The sequence below is a fragment of the Micromonospora sp. ZG13 genome, assembly GCF_059359355.1.
The window spans coordinates 138872-159692 of sequence record NZ_JCADBQ010000007.1; the positions used below are offsets into that span (position 1 = coordinate 138872).

Annotated in this window: 14 protein-coding genes; 11 read left to right on the forward strand and 3 right to left on the reverse strand. The window is 75.5% G+C overall.

All coding sequences use genetic code 11. The annotated features are described in order from the left end of the window. From AC5L34_RS17135 to AC5L34_RS17165, 7 genes are all read left to right on the forward strand, one after another. The gene (locus AC5L34_RS17135; RefSeq protein WP_494825876.1) at positions 1 to 5040 is read left to right on the forward strand and encodes a hypothetical protein; all 5040 of its coding nucleotides are present in this window, start codon (positions 1 to 3) and stop codon (positions 5038 to 5040) included. 113 nt (positions 5041 to 5153) lie between these two features. Further along, entirely contained in the window at positions 5154 to 6344 is a 1191-nt protein-coding gene (locus AC5L34_RS17140) for an ATP-binding protein (protein ID WP_101409609.1), read from the forward strand. Next, the gene (locus AC5L34_RS17145; protein WP_494825879.1) at positions 6341 to 10012 is read left to right on the forward strand and encodes a vWA domain-containing protein; all 3672 of its coding nucleotides are present in this window, start codon (positions 6341 to 6343) and stop codon (positions 10010 to 10012) included. Before AC5L34_RS17140 ends, AC5L34_RS17145 begins: the two co-directional genes overlap by 4 nt. Continuing rightward, positions 10009 to 11910 carry a hypothetical protein gene (locus tag AC5L34_RS17150; RefSeq protein ID WP_494825881.1) on the forward strand — a complete coding sequence of 634 codons (1902 nt, stop codon included), beginning with the start codon at positions 10009 to 10011 and terminating at the stop codon, positions 11908 to 11910. Before AC5L34_RS17145 ends, AC5L34_RS17150 begins: the two co-directional genes overlap by 4 nt. A gap of 318 nt (positions 11911 to 12228) precedes the next feature. Continuing rightward, the gene (locus AC5L34_RS17155; protein WP_441177416.1) at positions 12229 to 13236 is read left to right on the forward strand and encodes a glycoside hydrolase family protein; all 1008 of its coding nucleotides are present in this window, start codon (positions 12229 to 12231) and stop codon (positions 13234 to 13236) included. A gap of 166 nt (positions 13237 to 13402) precedes the next feature. After that, complete coding sequence (locus AC5L34_RS17160) at positions 13403 to 14242, forward strand: class I SAM-dependent methyltransferase (protein WP_441177415.1); 840 nt, start codon at positions 13403 to 13405, stop codon at positions 14240 to 14242. Between the two features lie 158 nt (positions 14243 to 14400). Continuing rightward, positions 14401 to 15603, forward strand: coding sequence for an erythromycin esterase family protein (locus AC5L34_RS17165; protein WP_494825883.1), 1203 nt, complete (start codon positions 14401 to 14403; stop codon positions 15601 to 15603). A gap of 6 nt (positions 15604 to 15609) precedes the next feature. Here the strand turns inward: AC5L34_RS17165 and AC5L34_RS17170 are convergent, their stop codons facing one another. Then, a complete protein-coding gene (locus AC5L34_RS17170; RefSeq protein WP_494825885.1) occupies positions 15610 to 16866 on the reverse strand; it encodes a CobW family GTP-binding protein in 1257 nt (418 codons plus the stop codon). A gap of 166 nt (positions 16867 to 17032) precedes the next feature. Here AC5L34_RS17170 and rpmB point away from each other — a divergent pair, with 166 nt between their 5' ends. The 3 genes from rpmB to rpsN are packed head-to-tail and all read left to right on the forward strand — an operon-like array spanning position 17033 to position 17741. Next, positions 17033 to 17269, forward strand: coding sequence for a 50S ribosomal protein L28 (rpmB, locus tag AC5L34_RS17175; RefSeq protein WP_494825887.1), 237 nt, complete (start codon positions 17033 to 17035; stop codon positions 17267 to 17269). Then, positions 17269 to 17436, forward strand: a complete 168-nt coding sequence (rpmG, locus tag AC5L34_RS17180; RefSeq protein ID WP_013287204.1) for a 50S ribosomal protein L33 — start codon at positions 17269 to 17271, stop codon at positions 17434 to 17436. The genes rpmB and rpmG overlap by 1 nt, the downstream gene beginning before the upstream one ends. Beyond that, positions 17436 to 17741: a 30S ribosomal protein S14 gene (rpsN, locus tag AC5L34_RS17185; protein WP_441177411.1), complete on the forward strand. Its 306-nt coding sequence runs from the start codon at positions 17436 to 17438 to the stop codon at positions 17739 to 17741. Before rpmG ends, rpsN begins: the two co-directional genes overlap by 1 nt. A gap of 116 nt (positions 17742 to 17857) precedes the next feature. On the opposite strand, the gene AC5L34_RS17190 is transcribed toward rpsN, so the two are convergent. Continuing rightward, positions 17858 to 18571 carry a hypothetical protein gene (locus AC5L34_RS17190; RefSeq protein WP_441177410.1) on the reverse strand — a complete coding sequence of 238 codons (714 nt, stop codon included), beginning with the start codon at positions 18569 to 18571 and terminating at the stop codon, positions 17858 to 17860. A gap of 271 nt (positions 18572 to 18842) precedes the next feature. Between AC5L34_RS17190 and AC5L34_RS17195 the strand changes: the two genes are divergently transcribed. Then, positions 18843 to 19565 carry a VOC family protein gene (locus tag AC5L34_RS17195; protein ID WP_441177510.1) on the forward strand — a complete coding sequence of 241 codons (723 nt, stop codon included), beginning with the start codon at positions 18843 to 18845 and terminating at the stop codon, positions 19563 to 19565. A 70-nt stretch (positions 19566 to 19635) separates the two neighbouring features. Here the strand turns inward: AC5L34_RS17195 and AC5L34_RS17200 are convergent, their stop codons facing one another. After that, positions 19636 to 20793, reverse strand: coding sequence for an FAD-dependent oxidoreductase (locus AC5L34_RS17200; RefSeq protein ID WP_441177511.1), 1158 nt, complete (start codon positions 20791 to 20793; stop codon positions 19636 to 19638). Between the last annotated feature and the right edge of the window lie 28 nt (positions 20794 to 20821).

Here is a 20821-nt window from a genome sequence, read left to right on the forward strand (position 1 = left end):
ATGACCACGACCGCGGGCGAGCACTCGGCCGAGAGCCTGCTGACCGCTGGCGCGGTGCTGCCGACCGACACCGCCGGGGCGGGGGAGCGGGCGGTGCCCCTGACCGCCCGCACCTACCGGCACCCGGCCCTCGACGACCGGCCGGTGGTCCGCCTGGTCGACGCCGCCCTCGGCGAGGGCGAGGACATCGCCCTCGAATTCCTCGGCCTGGCGCCGGGCGCCGAGCCGGTCGTCGTCGGGCTGGGCCCCCGCCGCCCGTTGGCCTTCCCGGAATGGGTGCTGGTGCACCATCCGGCGGACGGCCGGCACGCGTTGGCGGTGGTGCCGGAGCTGCAGAAGCTGGCCAAGCAGGTGCGCTCGCGTCCCAAGGCCGCCCTGGACGCCCACCAGGGCATCGCCGACCGGTTCGCCCGTACGCTGCCGCACTTCCTGCCGACGTTCTTCGAGCAGGCGGCGCGGGTGTTCCTGGCCGCCGGGCAGGACGCGTACGCCACGCAGCTGTTCAACAAGGCGCGTAAGGCGGAGGCGCAGCACGGCCTGCCGGTCGACCTGCACCGGCTGGACGAGGTCTACGTGGAGTTCGCGTCGGCCAAGGTGGTGTCCGCGACCGCGCTGGCCGGCTACGCGAAGGAGCTGGCCGCCCAGTTGCCGGCCGACGAGGCGCTGGACCGCTTCTGCCGGCTGGCGCTGCGGGCCGCGGCCGCCGGGGTGGTCCCGTCCACCCAGTCGGCCACCGCGGTGAACCGGCTGGTCCGGACCGCCACCAAGGCCGCCGGCAAGGGCGCCGCCGCCGTCGCCGACCGTGAGGCGGCCTACCTGACCGAGCTGCTCCGGCTGCCGGTGGCCGCCGAGGCGCCGGCCGGCTGGTGGAAGGCGCACCTGCCGGCCGTGACGGCGCTGGCCGGGCGCGATCCGGCGGTCCGCGGCAGCCTGCTCGACCTGATGCCCGCCGACCGCGACGACCTGGTCACCTGGCTGGCCCTGCTCACCGACACCGGCGCGCTCACCGGCCTGTGCGACCCGGACGTGCCGGAGGCGGCCCGCCCGCGCGACGGCTCCGTCGGCTGGCTGCGCCGCTTCGTGAGCCGGGCCAACTCCGGGCACCACCACCGCCATCGCCGGCTGCCGCAGCTGTACCCGCTCGTCGAGCGGATGGCCGACCGGCTGCGCGTCGAACTGGCCGACAGCGGCGAGAGCCTCGACGTCGACGGCGACCTGGAACTGCTCGACCTGATGCTCGCCCTCGGCCTGCCGGTGACCCCGCCCAAGAAGCGCGACGTGCTCGACCTGGCGAACTGGGTCAAGCGTGGGGGAGAGCGGGACCTGCTCGCCGTGGCCGGCGACGACCGGTTCACCGCCGCCCTGCGCCGGGGCCTCGACCAGCTCGACGACCAGCAACCGGCGCTGCGCCGGATGGTCGACACGCCGGGCGTCCGGCCGCTGCTGACCGACTGGCTGCGGGCGCGGATCCGCGCCCGGTTCACCGCCGGGCTGCCGTACCTGCCGGCGTCGGTGGACTGGCTGGGCAGGATCCCGGTCGAGGCGCTGCGTCTCGTCCCCGACGTCGTCGGCGAGCCCGGCGCGGGCGGCGACCTCGGACAGGCCCTGGGCGTCGACCTCGCCGAGCACGTCGCCCGCGCCCTGCGCGGCGGCATCGTCGACGAGCTGGGCTGGCCGGACTGGGAGGCGGCCTGGCAGGAGGTGACCGGCGGCGACCGCCGGGTCGAGGTCACCCGGCAGGAGGCCTGGCCGTACGTGATCCTGGCCGGGCCGACCACGGTGCGCGTGATCGGCGCCGAGGGCATCGTGCTCCGCCACGACCTGCGCATCCCGGCCAACGACATGTGGGGCCAGCCCGGCTACCACTACGTCGACGGCCACCTGCTGGTCTACTGGCGTTCCCAGGCGCTCGACTACGACCTGCGCGGCTACTGGCACTCGGCGCCCGGTGAACCGCAGCCCCTCCAGGGCCGCCACCACGGCAGCCAGCCACGCGGGAAGGGGATCACCCTGCCGCTGGCGGGCGGCGGACGGACCACCGGCGACGGCGTACTGCACGCCGGCGACACCGCCGTGCCGTCCGAGCTACCGGTCATCACCGACGGCACCGACCACTGGGTCTACCGGCACAGCGAGGACGACGACACGTACGGCTGGCGCGAGTACGACCCGGTCGGCAACACGCACGGCCGCCGCGCCCTGCCCCGGTTCCTGGCGGACCTCCCGGTCGACGGCAGCCAGCTGCGGGAGCCGGCCAGCTGGCTGCGCCCGGCCCTGTCCGACCGGGCCACCCCGGCCGCGGTCCCGGTGGACGGTCTGCTCGGCTGGCGGGTGGTCACCCTGCCGGACGGCTCGGTACGCGGCGACGACCTCGCCGGCCGTACGGTCACCGTGGCCGCGGGGCAGGAGCCGATCGCGGCGCTGGTGCTGCCCGGCGACGACCGGCCGCGGGCCGTGCTCCAGGGGTTCGTCCTGCTCGACCCGGACGGGGTGGCGTCGGCGGTCCCCGGACCGCCGGCCAGCCGCGACTACCACCCCGACGCCCTGCCGCTGCCGCCGCAGGCGTTCCTCGGCCACCTGCTGCCCCGGGACCCGGCCGGCTCCACCACCCTGCGCCGGATGGACCGGGAGACCGCCGCCGCACTGCTCAAGGTCGCGGTCGACGAGCGGCGCGCCGCCCTGGCGGAAGAGGCCGCGCGGGCCGCGGCCCGCGCGGCGACGCGATCCGGGTCGACCGCCGCCACGCAGGCGATCACCGGTCTGCCCGTCGCCGTCCCGGCTTCCGCGGTCGGCACCGGCGGCGGCGCCGCACCGGCCACCGACGGGGACGACACCGACGCGCTGGTGGAGCTGGTCCGCTCGACGCTGCCGGCGATCGGCCACGACGCCCTGCTCGCCGGGGTGGCCGGGGCGCTGCGGCTGGCCGCCCGGGTGCGTACCGACCTGGACGCGGTGACCGAGCGTCTCACCAGGTCGTTGGCCGCGCCCGTCGCCGTGACACCGCCGGCCGCCGCGGCCGGACCCACCGACAGGCAGCTCAGCGCGGCGCTGGACGGGCTGCGCGGCTCGGTCCACGGGGCGGGCACCGCGACCTCGACCTTCACCCAGTTCCAGGCGTTCGCCATCCAGTGCTCCGCCACCGGGGTCGATCCCGCCGTACGGCTGCACCTGGACGGGCCGTCGCTGCCGTCCACCCTGAACTGGTGGTCGCTGCTCGGCGGCGTCGCCGCCGTCGCCTACCGGGCCGTCGCGGCGGTCACCCCCGACGAGCACCGGGAGACGCTGGCCGCCCTGCTCACGGAGCTGGACGGGCTCGACCTGAGCGCGGCGGCCGAGCCGGGGCGGTGGCGCCGGTGCAGGCTGCACCTGCTGGACGACGACCTGAAGAACCCCGACGGCTCGCGCCGCTACCCCCGGCCGGGCATCCTGCCGCTGCCCGACGGGGCGTTCCTCGCCGTGCTCAACTCCAGCGGCACGGCCACCGGCTACTACTTCGACGCGCTGCACCACGACCCGGCCGGCGTCTTCGCCGTGCCCGAGCCGTACACGGTGCACTCCTCGGAGCCGGTCGGTGACGAACGGCCGACCGGCTGGCTGGCCGGCTTCCGCGCCGAGTGGGCCACGCGCGGTCCGCTGCCCTGGCGGCCGGAGGCGGCCGAGCGGTTCGCCGAGCTGACCGGCGTCACCCCCACCGCCGCGAAGCTCGTGCTGGCCGGCCTGCCGTACGCGGACTCGGCCGGCACCGTCCCGACCGAGCTGCGCAAGGCGCTCGGGATCAGGCAGGTCGGCGAGGTCAAGCTGGCCTTCGGGGTGCTGCGGGAGGCCCGGCCGGCACTGCGGCGGGCCGTGGTCTCGGCGCTGCTGCCGGCCGACCCGGCCCGGCTGTGGACCGACGGGCCGGACGTGGCCGCCGCCGCGGCGGTGTGGAACGCCGCTCTGGGTCGCCGGGTGGTCGTGCCCGAACAGCTGCTCGCCGAGGCGACCCGCGCGATCCGCACCGGCTGGGCGCCCGCGAAGGCCCTGCCGGCGCTGCTCGACCCGGCCCGCTCGGCCGAGCTGAGCACCGACCTGGCCTTCGAGGTCAGGGGCGACCGGGTCCGGCCGGTCGACAACCGGACGACGGGCTTCACCGGCCACGTGCTGCGCTCCACGGTCGCCCTGGCGGCCTGGGTCGCCCACCACACGCCGGCCGGTGACCCGTGCCGGGCCGCGCTGCCGGCCGCGCTCGCCGCGATCCGGGACCGGCTGGCCAACCCCCACCTCCTGCTCGACCTCGAGCAGTACGTCTCCCTGCCCGAGTTCCGCCAGGTGGCGGGCACCCCGTCCGAGACGGGCCCGGGCTGGGAACGCTACGGCGCCATCGTGCTGTCCACCCACGACAGCCAACCGTCGCCCGCGCTGCGGCCGAACCTGCTCGACGCCGACGGCACGGACCCGTACCTGCCGGCGCTGCGCGGGGACGCGGCCAAGCCGTACCCGGTGGAGGTGGCGCTGCGGCTGGTGCGCGACCCGCGCTTCGTCGCGCTGCTCGCCGACGCGGGGGAGCCCGACGGTGGCGAGCGCGCGGCGGACGGGACCTGGTGGCCGCAGGACCCGACGCGGTCGGTGCCCGACCTGGTCCCCGAGGTCGCCGGGGAGCACGGCCTGGGCGCCGACGCGGCGGCGGCGTACCTGATGCTGCTGGCCATGCCCGACCCGACCGACCGCAACACGGCGAAGTGGACGGGCTGGAAGCCGGCCCGGCTGAAGGCGGCCCGCGCCGAACTGGCCGGCACCGACCTGGTCGTCGAGGCCAGCCGGTCCCGGGCCGGCCGGTCGCTGTTCCTGCCCGGCCCGTGGCTGGAACGCGGCGGCGGGCAGGCACCGATCGAGGGCTGGAAGGTGGCCCTGTTCGACCTCGCCCCCGACGGCACGGCCGCGCTCGGGGTGACCGTGCCCTTCGAACCGGCCGCCGCGCTCTACCGGCGGGCCTGGCAACGCCTCCGCGACGGCGACCGGCCCCGCTTCGACAACCTGCCCGGCCGCGGCGCTCCCCGCTGACCCGTACCCGAAAGGGCGGTGGTGTCCGCGACGACCTGCCCGGACGTCGCGGCGCCGCCGCGCCGCCGACCCCTGTCCCGAAACACCCCCAAGAGGAAGATCGAGGAACACCCGTGACCGTGACGGAACACGTCCGCCCCTCCGAGGCGCCGGAGACCGCCGCCCAGGTCCTCTCCGCCGAGCAGCGGTACGCCGACGAGCTGGCCTTCCTGGCCGCGTACGACGACGGGGCCCGGCCGCCGGGCTGGGCGCTGACCCCGCGCGCCGTGGTCACCTTCATCCAGGGCAGCGACGGCGAGGCGTTGAAGCTGCCCGCCGAGCGGCGTACCGGCCCCGACGGCACCGAGCTGCCGGCCAGCATGACCATTGCGGCGAAGTTCGTCGGCGAGCGGAGCCTGGTCGAGCGGTGCGTGGTCACCCTGGCCGGCGAGCGGGGCCTGCTGCTGGTCGGCGAGCCCGGCACCGCGAAGTCCATGCTGTCGGAGCTGCTGGCCGCCGCGGTCTGCGGCACGAGCGCACTGACCGTGCAGGGCACCGCCGGCACCACCGAGGACGCCTTCCGCTACGGCTGGAACTACGCCCTGCTGCTCGCGCAGGGCCCGACCCCGCAGGCGCTGGTCGACTCGCCGGTGCTGACCGCGATGCGTACCGGCCGGGTGGTGCGGATCGAGGAGGTCACGCGCTGCCTGCCCGAGGTGCAGGACGCGCTGGTGTCCATCCTGTCCGACCGGCGGATGAACGTGCCGGAGCTGTCCGGCACCGAGGACGGCCTGATCCGCGCCCTGCCCGGGTTCACCGTGATCGCCACCGCCAACCTGCGCGACCGGGGTGTGTCGGAGATGTCCTCGGCGCTCAAGCGCCGGTTCAACTTCGAGACCATCCACCCGATCGCCGACGCCGACGTCGAGACCGACCTGGTCCGCCAGCAGGCCACCGCCGCCGTGCGGCGCGCCGGTGCGGCCTACACGGTGGACGACGCGGTGCTGGACGCCCTGGTCACCGTGTTCCGCGACCTGCGTTCCGGTCGCTCGGGCGAGGGCTGGGACGTGGAGCGGCCCGGCACGGTCATGTCCACCGCCGAGGCGGTGCAGGTGGCGGTGTCGCTCGGCCTGTCGGCCGCGTACCTGCCCGGCGGGGACGCGCTCGACCTGGTGCCCGGGCACCTGCTCGGCGTGGTGCGCAAGGACGACCAGAACGACCACGCCCGGCTGCTCGGCTACTGGGACGGCCCGGTCCGCCGCCGCGCCGAGGACGGCTCGGCGATGTGGCGCCGGCTCTGGGACCTGCGGGAGAGCCTGCGGTGACGACCCTCTCCCGTACGCCCGGCGCGGCCCCGCCGACCGCCGGACCGGTGGCCGTCGGCCCGACGTCGGCCGACCCGCGCGCCGTGGTCGACGCGCTCGCCGGTTCGCTCCGGCCGTACCTGATCGGGGTGCGGCACCACAGCCCGGCGCTGGCGGCGGCGGTCCCGGCGTTGCTGGACGCCGCCGGGGCCGAGGTGGTCTGCGTCGAGCTGCCGGCCGACTTCCAGCGCTGGCTGCCGTACCTGTCCGACCCGGCCGCGCGGGCCCCGCTGGCCCTCGTCGGCAGCCACGGCACGGACGGCCCGATGGGCTTCTACCCGTTCGCCGACTTCTCCCCGGAGCTGGCCGCGCTGCGCTGGGCCCGGCAACGCGGCGTCGAGGTGCTCTGCTGCGACCTGCCGCTGGCCGACCGCGGCTGGACCGCCGACGGCACCGACCCGGCCACCGGCACCGACCCGGCCGCCGGTGGCGGGCCCGAGCCGGACGCCGGTGAGCCGGTGCCCGGCCTGCGTCGCTCCTACGCCGCCGCGCTCAGCGCCAGCGGCACCGGCCGCGACGGCGACGACCTGTGGGACCGGGTGGTGGAGGTGCGCGCCCCGGGCAGCGCGCCCGAAGCGCTGCGCCGGGCCGCGCTCGGCGTCGGCTGGGCGATGCGCACCGACAGCGCCAGCCACGGCGGCGTACCGGCCCGGGACCTGGCCCGCGAGCGGCACATGCGCCGGGTGCTGGCCGAGGCCGGCGCCGACGGCCGGCGGGTCGCCGCCGTCGTCGGCGCCTTCCACGCGCCGGCCCTGCTCGCCGCCGCGCCGGCCGCCGACGCCAGCGTGGCGTCCGTCCGGCCGGCCACCGCCGCGACCGATCCGGTCCGGTCCGTGACGACGCCGACCGGACCCGCCGCCACCGACGGCGGCGCGACGGCGGTCACCTCGCTGGTGCCGTACGCCTTCGACCTGCTCGACTCCCGGTCCGGCTACCCGGCCGGTATCCGCGACCCGCGCTGGCAGCAGTCCGTCTTCACCGCCGCCGGCGACCCGGAACGGATCCGGGCCGCCGCCGCCCGCGCGGTCACCGACCTGTGCCGGGAACTCCGCGCGGCCGGCCACACCGCCGGCACCGGTGAGGCCACCGAGACGGTACGGCTCGCCGACGACCTGGCCCGGCTGCGGGACCTGCCCGCCCCGGGCCGGGGCGAGGTGCTGGAGGCGGTGACCACCGTGCTCGGCCAGGGCGAACTGCTCGGCCGGGGCCGGGCGCTGGCCCGGGCGCTGGAGACCGTGCTGGTCGGCGCCGAGCGGGGCCGCGTCGCACCCGGTACGCCGCGCTCCGGGCTCGGCCCGGCGGTCGAGGCGGAACTCGCCACACTGCGGCTGCCCAGCCCGGACAACCCCAAGGCCCGCGAGGTGCGGCTGGACCCGCTGCGTACCGAGCTGGACGGGCGGCGGGAGATCCTGCTGCAACGCCTCCAGGTCTGCGGCGTCGGCTACGGCGAGGCGGTCGCGGTGTCCGGCACCGGCGACGGTGCCGCCCTGACCACCCGCTGGCAACTGGCCTGGACGCCGTCCGTGGCGGCCCGGCTGGACCTGGTGGGCGTACGCGGGGTGACCGCGGCGCTGGCCGCGGCCGGAACCCTGCGGGAACGGTTCCGCCGGGAGGCCGCCGACGGTGGCCCCACCGCCGCCCAGCTGCTCGTCGGCCTGCGCGACGCCGCCCGGTGCGACCTGCCGGAGCTGGTCACCGACCGGCTCGACCTGGCGGCCTCGGTGCTGCCGGGCACCGGCACGCTGCCCGAGCTGCTGGCCGCGCTGGACCTGCTGGAGGCGCTGCGCCGCGAACACCTGCCCGGCACCACCGCCGACGGCCGGGCCCGGGCGGCCGAGCTGGCCGTCGTGCTGCTGGACGCGGCGGTACGCGGACTGCCCGGCCTGGCCGGCAGCGACGCCCCGGCCGACGCCGCCGCGCTGGTCGACCTCGCGGTCCGCGCCGGCGAGGACCGGATCGGCCTGCGCCTGGACGAGGCCCTCGACCACCTGGCCCGCGCCGGCTCGCCGTTGATCCAGGGCGCCGCCCTGGCCGCCCGGGTGCTGCTCGATCTGACCGACCTGGAGACCCTGGGCACCCGGGTGGCCGGCTGGGTCGACGCGGCGACCGGACCGGACACCCGCCGGCACCTGCACCGGCTGCTCGGCGGTCTGCTCACCGCGGCGCACCCGCTGCTGCAGTCCGCCCCGGCCGCGCTGGACCCGCTGCTGGAGCGCGTCGAGCGGCTCCCCGACGCCGACTTCCTGGACCGGCTGCCGGCGCTGCGCGGCGGATTCGACGTGCTGACCCCGGCGGCCCGGGACCGGCTGCTGCACACCGTGACCGACCGGCTCGGCGACCGGCTCGATCTGAGCCTGTCCGCCCCGCCCGAGCTGCTGGCCCGCTGGGCCGCCGCCGACGCGGCCGGCCGGGCCGCCCTGCTCGCCCGCCACATCCCCGTCCCGGGCACACCGAGCGGCTGCACCGACGCCGACGCCGAGGCCGAGGCCGCGCCCGGGCCGGACACCTCCGAGGCGGGGCTCACCCCCACCGACCGGTGGCGGCTGCTGCTCGGCCGCCAACCCGACCGGTTGCCGGCCGACGCCCGTCGCTACGCCCGCGCCCTGGACGAGCTGTACGGGGCGGGTCAGGGTGAGGGCGCCACCGACCTCGGTCAGGCGGCCGGGGGCGGCCAGGAGGCGTCCTTCCCGACCGCCCGCGAGTGGGCCGACGAACTCGAGGCGCTGTTCGGCACCGCGGTCCGCGAGGAGGTCATCGCCCGGGCGGCCGAGGACGGCCGTACCGACGTGCTCACCGAGCTCGACCCCGCCGCGGTACGCCCGTCGATGGAGCTGCTGACCTCGGTGCTGTCGCTGGCCGGCGGGCTGCCCGAGGGGCAGCTGGCCAAGCTGCGTCCACTGGTGCGGCGGCTGGTCGAGGAGCTGACGAAGCAGTTGGCCACCCAGGTCCGCCCGGCGCTGACGGGGCTGACCAACCCGCGTCCGTCCCGCCGCCCCGGCGGCCGGATCAACCTCGCCCGTACGCTGCGGGCGAACCTGGCGCACACCCAGCGCCTCGGCGACGGCCGGACGGTGGTGGTGCCGCAGCGCCCCGTCTTCAACAGCCGCACCCGCAAGGAGGCCGACTGGCGGCTGGTGCTGGTGGTCGACGTGTCCGGCTCGATGGAGGCGTCGGTGGTGTGGTCGGCGTTGACCGCCGCCGTGCTGGCCGGGGTGCCCGCCCTGTCCACCCACTTCCTTGCCTTCTCCACCGAGGTGGTCGACCTGACCGACCGGGTCGACGACCCGCTGTCGCTGCTGCTGGAGGTGCGCGTCGGCGGTGGTACGCACATCGCCGCCGGGCTGGCCGCCGCCCGCTCGCTGGTGACCGTGCCGAGCCGCACCATCGTCGCCGTGGTCAGCGACTTCGAGGAGGGCTACCCGCTGGCCGGGCTGCTCGGCGAGGTCCGCACGCTGGTCAGTTCCGGCGTGCACGTGCTCGGCTGCGCCGCGCTGAACGACAGGGGAGCGCCCTGCTACTCGGTGCCGGTCGCCCAGCAGCTCGTCGCGGCCGGAATGCCGGTCGCCGCCCTCAGTCCGCTCGAACTCGCCCGCTGGGTGGGCGACCGCATCCGCGGAGGATCACGTTGACGCAACGCACCGCCACCGCCGTGGACACCGACCGGCTGCCGGCGGTGCTGCCGGCCGTCGCCGCCGCGGCGGTGGCGGCCCTGCCGTCCCGGCTGCACAAGCGGCTGGACGCCGCCATCGAGCGGCTGGCCGGCGTACCGGTCGGTCACCTCGACGGGGGCGTGTCGGTCGACTGCGGACCGGAGGCGCTGGTCACCCTGACGCCCGGACCGGCAGGCGCGGTCACCGCCCCGGAGCAGGCGCGGTGCAGTTGCCTGCTGTCGCCCCGCTGCCTGCACCGCACCGCCGTCCTGCTGGTCTGCCCGGTCGCCGATCCGGGCAGCCACCCCGGTCCGGCGGCCACCGCCGCCGCGTCCCCGACGCCGGACCGCGCCGACGCGGCGTCCGGCCGCACCGGGCGTACCAGGAAGTCGGCTGGCGCGGCACCGACGAAGGCGCAACGGGCCGCCGCCGACGCGCTGTGGCGGGCGGGCGCGGCGGTGCTCTCGGCCGGCGTGCCGGCCGCCGGGGCGGTGCCGCAGGCCGAACTGCTGCGGGCCGCCCACGGCGCCCGGCTCGCCGGCCTGCCGCGGGCCGAGAGCGCCGCGCTGCGCACGGTGCGTGGCCTGCGCGCACAGCGGGGACGACAGAACGGCCACCGGCTGGCCGAGCTCGTCGAGGTGCTGCACGACCTGCTGTACGTCGCGGGCCGGCTGGCCGCCGGCGATCCCGACCCGGCGCTGGTCGGCGTCCTGCGGCGGGCCTACCAGCCGGACGGCACGCTGGAGGTGCACGGTGTCTGCCGGGAGCCGGTGATCAGTGCGACCGGGTACGCCGGGGTGGTCACCCACCTGCTCGCCGCCGACGGCCGTCAGCTCTCCTTCGGCGACGTGAAACCGGGCGGGCCGGACCGGGCCCGGGACTGCGCCCGGGCGGTCACCGAGATGGGCGCGGTCTCGGTCAACCACGCGGTGCTGTCCCGTGGCGGCCTGCGGATCACCGGCACCACAGTCTCCCCGGACGGCCGGCTCGGCGCCGGCAAGGGCGTGCGGGCCACCCCGCTCGCCGGCACCGACTGGGCCACCGGAACGTTGGCGGAACTGTTCGCCCGTCCGCTCGCCGAGGTGGTGACCGCCCAGCTCGCCATCGAGGACCCGGAGGACCCCGGCCGGGCGGGCACCGCGCTCGTCGGCGGCGACCTGGTGGTGGTGGGCGCCGTCGGCGACCAGGTGCTGGCCCGTGAGCTGGCCCCCGCCCCCGACGCCGCAGCGGAGCGCGCGCCGGTGCCGGACGGGCCGCTGATCCGGCTGATGCCCGTCGACGCACACCCGGCGCTGGCCCACGTGGCCAACCTGCGGCGGCTCGCCTCCCGGCCCGGCCTGCGGGTGCGGGTGGTCGGCCGGCTGGACCCGGACCGGGCCAGCACGCTGCGTCCGCTCGCGGTCGGCCCGGTGCCCGGTGCGGCCGCGACGCTCCGGCTGCCGCCGGACTGGCACGGCCGGGCGGACCTCGGCTACGACGAGATCCAGGGCGGGCACCTGCCGCCGCGCGACCCGGCCGCGACGACCGGAGCGGTGCTCGCCGTCGGCGCCGACGCGGTCGCGGAGTCCCCGCTGTGGCGGGTCCGCCGGCTGGTGGAGCTGGCCGTCGCGGGCGGCCGTCGCGCCGTCGCCGAGGCGGCCCGCGGCGACGGCGCCGGCCCGGCCGGTCCGCTGCGCCGCGCCGGCTTCACCACCGCCGCCGCGCTGGCCGCCGCGCTCGCCGACGAGTCCGACCGGCGCGGTCGGGACGCGTTCGGTCGGCTCACCGATCCGGACCCGGACCGGTACGCCTGGGCCTGGCTCGCGGCGACCGTCCACCTCGCCGCCGCCGAGCGGGAGTTGATCCGGTCCTCCTGGACCGCGCCCGCCGTCGGCTGACGCGCCGACGCCGACCACGACCGGCGCCCGCCCGGGGGTTTCGGGCGGGCGCCGGTCGTCCCGCCTTGTCGTCGACGCCTCCCGCACGCGCGGGCGCACCCGAAGGCGAGGTAGCGGCTCGCCGGATCGCCGTGCTAATTCGTATTAGCATCTTGACGCCGCGAAGAGGGCGCGCGCAGACTCATCGATCAACGAGCCCGATCGCGACGGGCGCGCACACCGTTCGGCCGCTCGGCGAGGTGGGGTGTCACCCGACCCGTCGCGGCCGCCCCGCTTCCCCTGCCCCCGTCGGCTCGGCCCACGAACGGAGGGAACGCGATGACGCGTACCCCTGAAGGATCCTTCTCCCGACGCGCGCTGCTGCGCGGCGCGGCGGCCGCCGGGGTGGCGACCGCGACCGCCGGCGCCGGTCTCGCCGCGACGCCCACGCCGGCATTGGCCGGCCCGGCCGGCTTTCCCAGCTACCGGTACGTGCGCGACGCGTTCGACCGACCGTTGCGCTACAACCCCACCGGCGAGTTCATCTTCCCGTGCGTGCGCGGCGTCTACGACAAGATCAGCGGCTATCTCGGCCGCTACTACCTCTACTACGCGCCGCACGACGCGCCCGGCGGAATCTGCCTCGCCTACGCCGACCGCCTCGAGGGCCCCTACACCGAGTACGCCGGCAACCCCGTCGTCGACCGGGTGCTGCCGACCACGACGGTGAGCCACGTGTCCTCGCCGCACGTCGTGTGGGACGCGCCGACGCGGCAGTTCTACCTGTACTTCCACGGCGAGAACCACACGACCCGGGTCGCCCGTTCGACCGACGGCGTCCACTTCACCAACGAGACGCCGATCCTGTCGACGAATCTGGTGCCCAACACGACGGAGACCTCGTACGCGCGGGTCTTCGAGCACCCGGTGGCCGGCAAGGGAAACCGTTACGTGATGGTGTTCATGGGCGCCCACACGGTCCGGCCCGGCACCCGGAAGATCTTCTGGGGCTGGTCGCCGAACGGCTGGAGCGGCTGGCAGTTCGCCCCGAACCCGTTGGTGTCACCGTCGGGCGACGGGCTCACCGACATCTCCGCGCCGCACCTGCTGAAGCGCAACGGCACCGCGTATCTCGCGTATCACGGCAGCAGCGGCAACATGTACCTGACCGAGATCGGCAACAACTTCGACCGCGAGGTCCACCTCGGCGTGTTCCACCGGCCGATCGCCTCGGACAACGGTCGGGTGGCGTCGCCGACGTTCGGCACCGACGGCGGCGTGGAATACCTGCTGTACGAGGCCGGGCCCCGCCTCGACGCCAGGATCTGCGTGGCGCGCGCGGTCTGACCCGCACCGCCCGGCTCCGCCGACTCCGTCGCCGATCGTCGGACCCGTCGGCGGCGCCTCGTCGAGCGGCTCGACGGCCCGGACGGCGCGGAGCAGACCTTCGTGCGGAAAGCGGTACGGTGCCCGAGGAGCGGACAACCGGCCCCTTTCACTCCTGGGAGCACAGATGCCCGAAGGCTGGCAGTGGGATCAGACGCTGTTCCGTGGCAGTGCCGCCTACTACGACCAGGGCCGGCTGCCCTATGCGCCCGGATACGCGGCGCGGCTCGCCGGTGAACTCGGCCAGCACGGTCAGGGCCGGCTGCTGGACGTCGGCTGTGGGCCGGGCACGGTGACGTCGGCGCTGGCACCCCACTTCGCCGAGGCCGTCGGCGTCGACCCGGATCCGGACATGCTCGTCGAGGCGCGCCGTCGCGCGGAGGGTCTCGGTGTGCGTAACGCGAGCTGGACGCAGGCGCGCGCCGAGGACCTTCCGGCCGGCCTCGGGGTGTTCCGGGTGGTGCTCTTCGCCCAGTCCTTCCACTGGACCGACCGCGAGCGCGTCGCCGCCACCGCCTTCGAGATGATCGAGCCGAACGGCTTCTTCGTGCACATGAGCGACCTCAAGGAGCCGGCGGCCGACCTGTTGCCGCTGCCGCACCCGGCGCCGCCGTTCGAGGGGATCGCCGCGCTGGTGCGCACGTACCTCGGTGCGGTGCGCCGCGCCGGGCAGGGCGTGCTGCGGCACGGCACGCAGAGCGGGGAACGCGCGATCATCGAGGGCGCCGGGTTCGAGGGGTACCAGCGGCTGGTCGTGCCCTCCGGCGCGGTGGTCGAGCGCAGCGCGGACGACATCGTGGCGTGGGTGTTCTCCCGGTCGGACTCCGCGCCTCACCTGTACGGCGAGCGCATCGGCGAGTTCGAGCGCGACCTGCGCGCGCTGCTGCGCGAGGTCTCGCCCGACGGCGTGTTCGCCGAGCAGTTACCGGACACGGAGATCTGGTACTGGCGCAAGCCGCTGGAGTGATCGCCCGGTCGTCCCAGGCCACGGACCCGGCCCGGAACGGCGTCGGGGGATGGTGCGGAATCGCCTCGGTGATACACCTATTTGAGGGTTGACCACGGATCCATCGCCAGAACCGCGCAGAACTCTCAACCGCGATGTTCAACGATACGGTTGAGGTCATGACCCTCGCTGTCCAGGACACCGCCCACGTCGTCGACGCCGCCAACGTCATGAGGCTGCTGCCGACGCGGCCACGGCTGCTCGCCCTGGGCGAGCCCACCCACGGCGAGCACGTCCTGCTCGACCTGCGCAACGAGCTCTTCCGGCAACTCGTCGAGCGGGAGGGCTACCGCACGATCGCGATCGAGAGTGACTGCGTGACGGGCCTGGTCGTGGACGACTACGTCACCTCGGGCGCCGGAAGCCTCGACGAGGCCATGGCGCGCGGCTTCAGCCACGGGTGGGGCGCCTTCCCGGCCAACCGCGAGCTGGTGCGCTGGATGCGCGCGTACAACGACGGGCGGCCCGCGGCCGAGCGGCTGCGGTTCGCCGGGTTCGACGGTCCGCTGGAGATCACCGGCGCCGCGAGCCCCCGGCGCGCCCTCTCGGCGCTGCACGCCTACCTCGCCGCCCGGGTCGACACCGGCCTGCTTCCCTGCACCGCGGACACGCTCGACCGCCTGCTCGGCGCCGACGACGGATGGACCAATCCCGCCGCCATGATGGACCCGGCCGAATCCGTGGGGCAGACGCCCGAGGCCAGGCAGCTGCGGCTGCTCGCCGACGACCTGGTGGCGCTGCTCGACGCGCAGACGCCGCAGCTGATCGCCGCGTCCTCGCGGGACGACTGGGACCGGGCGCGGCTGTACGGGCGCACCGCCGCCGGGCTGCTGCGCTACCACTTCTGGATGGCCGACACCTCGCCGAGCCGCCTGGCGCGGCTGCTCGGCGTGCGGGACTCGATGATGGCCGCCAACCTGCTCGCCGTCGCCGAGCGGGGCCCGGCGCTGGTCAACGCGCACAACGGCCACCTCCAGCGGCACCGCAGCAGGATGCGGATGGGAGGTCTGCCGCTGGAGTGGTGGAGCGCCGGCGCGATCGTCGACGCCCACCTGGGGGAGGCGTACGCCTTCCTGGCCACGGCCCTCGGCACGATCCGCCACCACGGCGTGGACGCCCCACCGCCGGACACCGTCGAAGGGCTGCTGTACGCGCTCCCGGACGACCGGTACGTCGTCGACGCCCGGCGACTGGCCGCCGCCCTCGGCGACGTGACGCCGCCCGCCCGCGTGTCCCCGTGGTTCGGCTACTCGCCGCTGGACCCGGCCCACCTGGGCAGCGCCGACGCGATCGTGTTCGTCAGGGACGCGCTCGCCGGATAGGCGTGCCTACCCGTTGCCGAGGGGGAAGCAGCCGGCGAACGGGTCGTGGTAGGTCCGCCAGGTCTCCTCGCCGTCGGCGAGTTCCGCGTCGGTGAGCAGGCAGCCGGTGAGGGTGCGGTGCAACGCGACGGGGTCGGCGTCGAGGCCGATGAAGACCAGGTGCTGGTGCCGGTCGCCGTAGTAGGGGTCCCACTCCAGGGCGGCGGCGAGCCGGCGCTGGTCGCAGACGTGCTCCCACCCGTCCTCGGGCAGGCTGACCAGCCAGTGTCCGAGCGATCCCAGCGCCAGGCCGCCGCCGGCGAACTCCCAGGCGATGACCGCGTCGGGCTGGCTGGCCAGCCAGAGGTGGCCCCGGGAGCGGATCATCTCGGCGTTGACGTCCTCCAGGACGTCGTGCAGCCGCTGTGGGTGGAACGGGCGGCGGGCGCGGAACACGGCGGAGACCACGCCGCAATCGGCCTCGGGTTCGTGCATGCCCAGCGCGAAGCCTTCCAGGCCCCGGGCGAGGACGCCGGGGGTCTCGGGGCGGTGCCGGTGGGTGTGGCGTAGCTGGCGGGTGAGCGCGTCCGCGTCGACGAGATCGCCGTCGACCCGGAAGTGGGTCGCCCACGGCGCCATCCGCTGGAGCAGGACGGCGATCCTGCTGGTGTCGAACTCCCCGTCCCGCGACCGCCCCCAGAGCAGCAGGGTGTCGGCGTACTCGATCTGCCGGGCCACGACGTCGGCGAGCGCGCGGTGGTCGTCCTCGGCGGCCTGGATGCCGAGCGCGGCGAGGTCGTCGGTGTTGGCCAGGCCGTCGAGCAGGTGCTCGGCGTCGAGGACGGTGACGTACGAGTCGACGCGGATCAGGTCGGTGAGCGGTGCGCCGTCGACGAGGTGGTGGGCGCAGGCGGCGGCGACGGCCTCGGGCTCCACCACCTCGGGCAGCATCAGCACCAGGTCGTGACCGGGGTTGTCCCGGGCGAGCCGGGCGAGGGTGGGCAGCACGTCCTCGCGCAGCGTGCAGGAGGCGCAGCCGTGCTCCAGCGCGACCTGCTCGTCCTCGACGATGCCGGTGCCGGTGCGGACCACCCGGCGGATCACGCCGCCGCGGATCCCGGTGAGGTCGTGCCGCACCAGCAGCAGCGACTCGTCGGCGGCGAGCAGCGTACGGGCGACGGCGAAGGTCGCCGCCGGCCAGAACCCGGACAGCACGGTGAGCGACGGGCGGGTGGCGGCGTCGGCTGCCACGACGTGGACCGGGGCCTGCGGGGACGACGACATCGCGTTCCTCTCGACGTATTTGAAAACGATTGTCATTCTAAGCAGGCGGAGGCTGCGAGCGCGAACCGTGGTCGGCGGGCACCCCCGGTGCGGATCCGCCCGAACGGCTGATGTAGAAATGAAAACCGTTGTCGTTAGCCTGACGACCGAGCGAGGAGCGATCACTGTGTCCAGACGTTGTGACGTCACCGGCGCGCAGCCGAGTTTCGGCAACGCCGTGTCCCACTCCCACCGGCGCACCCGCCGACGGTGGAACCCGAACCTGCAGAACCACCGCTACTGGCTGCCGTCGGAGCGACGGTGGGTCAGCCTGACCCTGACGGCGAAGGCGCTGCGGACCGTCGACCGCAGGGGCGTCGAGCGGGTGGTCGCCGAGCTGCGCGGCCGAGGGGTGAAACTCTGATGGCCCGGCAGACCGACGTGCGCCCGATCGTGCGGCTGCGCAGCACCGCCGGCACCGGCTACACGTACGTCACCCGCAAGAACCGCCGCAACGATCCGGACCGCCTCGTGCTGCGCAAGTACGACCCGGTCGTACGCCGGCACGTCGAGTTCCGCGAGGCGCGCTGATGGCCCGCCGGAGCCTCGGCCACCGGCAGGCCCGCCGCGAGATCCTCGTCGCCCGGCACGCCGAGGCGAGGGGCGAGCTGAAGCGGACGGTCAGCCACCCGGACACCGACCCGGAGGTACGCGCCGAGGCGGCGCGCCGACTCAGCCGTCTGCCCCGGGACTCCAGCCCCGTACGACTGCGCTCCCGCGACCAGATCGACGGCCGCCCGCGCGCAGTGCTGTCCCGGTTCGGGCTGTCCCGGGTGCGGTTCCGCGAGCTGGCCCTGCGCGGCGAGCTGCCCGGGGTGCGCAAGGCATCGTGGTGACGTCGCCGCGCCCCGCCCGAACGTAGGCAGCCCCCGCTGGCCGGCCGGCCAGCGGGGGCCGCGTCAGGAGGTCCACCCTCCGTCGGAGGTGATTGGTCGCGCCGTTGAGGCGGCGCTCACTCGCCCGGGCCGGGGGGTGCGGCGCCGTTGTCGACGAAGTCGAAGGTCAGGCCCTCGCCGGGGTCGCCCTCGCCCACCGGTTGGGCGGTGAGCCCCTCCCGGTCCGTGGCGCGCAGGTGGAGCCTTCCCTCGCCGCTGATGGTGTAGGTCGGGCGGCCCTCGCTCTTCTCCTTCGTCTTCTCGATGGTGAACAGTTGGCCGGCTCGGCGGGCGTCGCAGGCGGCGGCCACGACCGTCGCCGGGGCGCTGCCGTTGTCGCGCAGACCCATGCAGTCGGGCTCGGCGCCGTTGTGCGCCTTCGCGGTCCGGATCTGGTAACGGTTGCCGTTGGCGGGCAGCAACACGAACAGGCTCTTGTCCGTGTCGCCGTCGGTCAGGTTCAGTCGGCCCTTGGCGTCGACGGCCAGGATCGACTCGAACGACCCGACCGGCCGCAGCACGATCTGCCGTTCGCCCCGCAGGATGGGGTCCGCGTCGCCGGTCGCGCCGGCGGCGGGCGTCCGTGAGTCGGTCGTCGGCGTGGCACCGGTGGGCGAGGGCGTGTCCGCGGCCCCGCTGGTGGGTGCCGACGTCGACGGCGAGGCGGTGGGCTCGCCGGCCGTGGGCTCGGCGCTGGTGCAGGCTGGCATGGACGCGGCGACACCGACGGCCAGCGCGGCCGCGACGGCGGCGCGGCGGACGGCCGTGGAAGGGGACGACAGGTTCGGCATGGCCAACTCCTTAAGTGGATCTTCATGACCCTAATCGGCTGCCGCTTCCCGCGCAGAGGTCGTACCACAGCAGGGGATTTGGTGCTGTGCCGCTGCCGGGCGGCGCCGGCGCGAAGGAGCCGGGCCGGGCCGGTCACGACGGGCTGCCGGCCGGTGCGGCGGCGGAATACTCGGCTGCGGACGGCGCCGGCGTGCCCCTATGCTCCCGATCGACCCGGCGGCGGGGGTTCACCATCGGCGGTGGCCGATCGGCGATCGGAGATGGCCAGCCATGACATGTCAACTGTTCGCGATCAGCTTCGACGCGTACGAACCGCTGCCACTCGCGCGGTTCTGGTCGGGGGTCCTGGGCCGGGACCTGGCCGACGACCCGTACGACGGTGTCGCCCTCCTGCCCGGTGACGACACGGCATTCCGGATCCGCTTCCTGCCGACCCGGGAACCGAAGGTCGGCCAGAACCGGATGCACTTCGACCTGACGAGCGCGTCCCCGGGGGAGCAGCAGCGGACGGTGGACAGGGCGTTGGAGCTCGGCGCACGGCACATCGACGTCGGCCAGCGTCCGGAAGAGGGGCACGTGGTGCTCGCCGACCCCGAGGGCAACGAGTTCTGCGTCATCGAGCCGGGCAATGACTTCCTCGCCGGCTGCGGATTCGTCGGCGCGCTGGCCTGCGACGGCTCGCAGGAGGTCGGCTACTTCTGGAGCGAAGCACTCAGGTGGCCGCTGGTCTGGGACCAGGACCAGGAGACGGCGGTCCAGTCACCGCTCGGCGGTCCGAAGATCACCTGGGGCGGCCCGCCGCTGATGCCGAGGACCGGCAATCAACGGCTGCACTTCGACCTCGCGCCGCCCGCCGACGGCGATCTTCAAACGGAGGTCGACCGCCTGCTCTCCCTCGGGGCGACCCGGATCGACATCGGCCAGGGCGAGGTCGACCGGGCGGTGCTGGCCGATCCCGACGGCAACGAGTTCTGCGTGTTGCCGCCCCGGTAGCCGGCCGCGCGGAACCTGGCCGATGCCAGGCCGGTGGCCGAGGTGCTCGTCGCGCGCCTCTGACCGGGCGTCACCGGCTCGTACGTTCGATGCCGCGCCGGACGAGACCGCGGATGCCCGGCAGCGTGATCGCCCGCATCGTCACGTCGCCCATCCACACGTGGAACCGGCTGGGCGGCGCGTACTGGAGCATTCCCCGGCGGGCGAGTGCCTGTCGTCTGGTGACCTCCGGCCGCAGGCCAACCTCCCACTCGGCCAGGGCCGCCGGGATGTCGTCGTCGTGTCGACGCAGGGCTGCGCCGAGTTGCTCGGCGCCGGCGAGCGCGAGGGCCGCGCCGTGTCCGGCGAACAGGGTGACGCACCAGGCCGCGTCGCCGAGCAGCACGATCCGGCCGGTGCCCCAGCGCGGCATGACCACCTGGCTGACCGCGTCGAAGTAGGCGTCGGACGGGTCCTTGTCGAGCTGACGCAGCGCGTCCGGCACGCCCGCGCCCAGGTCGCCGAACGCCTCGGCGAGCGCGGCCCCCGGTCCGCGCCGCAGTTGCGCGGGAGGGTCCGGGCACCGGTACGTGAAGAACGCCGACGACCGTCGCGGGCCGAGGTCGACGATCGCCGCCGTGCGTCCCCGGCCGATGAACGTGGTGGCGGACGACTGCGGTACGTCCGTCACGGGACCGGCGAGCGGGAACGCGGCCACCACGTACGGCAGGTCGACCCGGAACCCCGAGCCGAACGCCGCCGTACGGGTCGCGGAGTGGACCCCGTCGGCCCCGACGAGCAGGTCGGCGTCCTGCGTGCTGCCGTCGCTGAGCGTGACCCGTACCCGGTCGGCGTCCTGGTCGACGGACGTGATCGTGGTGCCGAAGCGGAACCGGGTGCGGTCGCGCACCGCCTCGTACAGGGCGGTCTCCAGGTCGCCCCGGAACACCGTCATGGTCCGCTCGCCGAGGGCGGCCTCGGCGACGGCCGACGGCACGGTGAACTTGGGCCGCCCGTCGGCCCGGACCAGCACGGTGGTGAACAGACCCAGTTGCCGCGGGGACAGCGCGGGGAGCAGACCGAGGCGCTCGGCGGCGTCGTAGCCCGGCCCGAGCAGGTTCACCAGGTAGCCACCGCTGCGGCGGGCCGGGGCGCGCTCCACCACGACCGTGCGCCATCCGTCCCGCTCCAGACGCAGGGCCGTGGCCAGTCCGGCGATGCCGGCGCCGACGATCACCGCGTGCTTCATCCGTGCTCCTCGCCTCAAGAATGAGCAT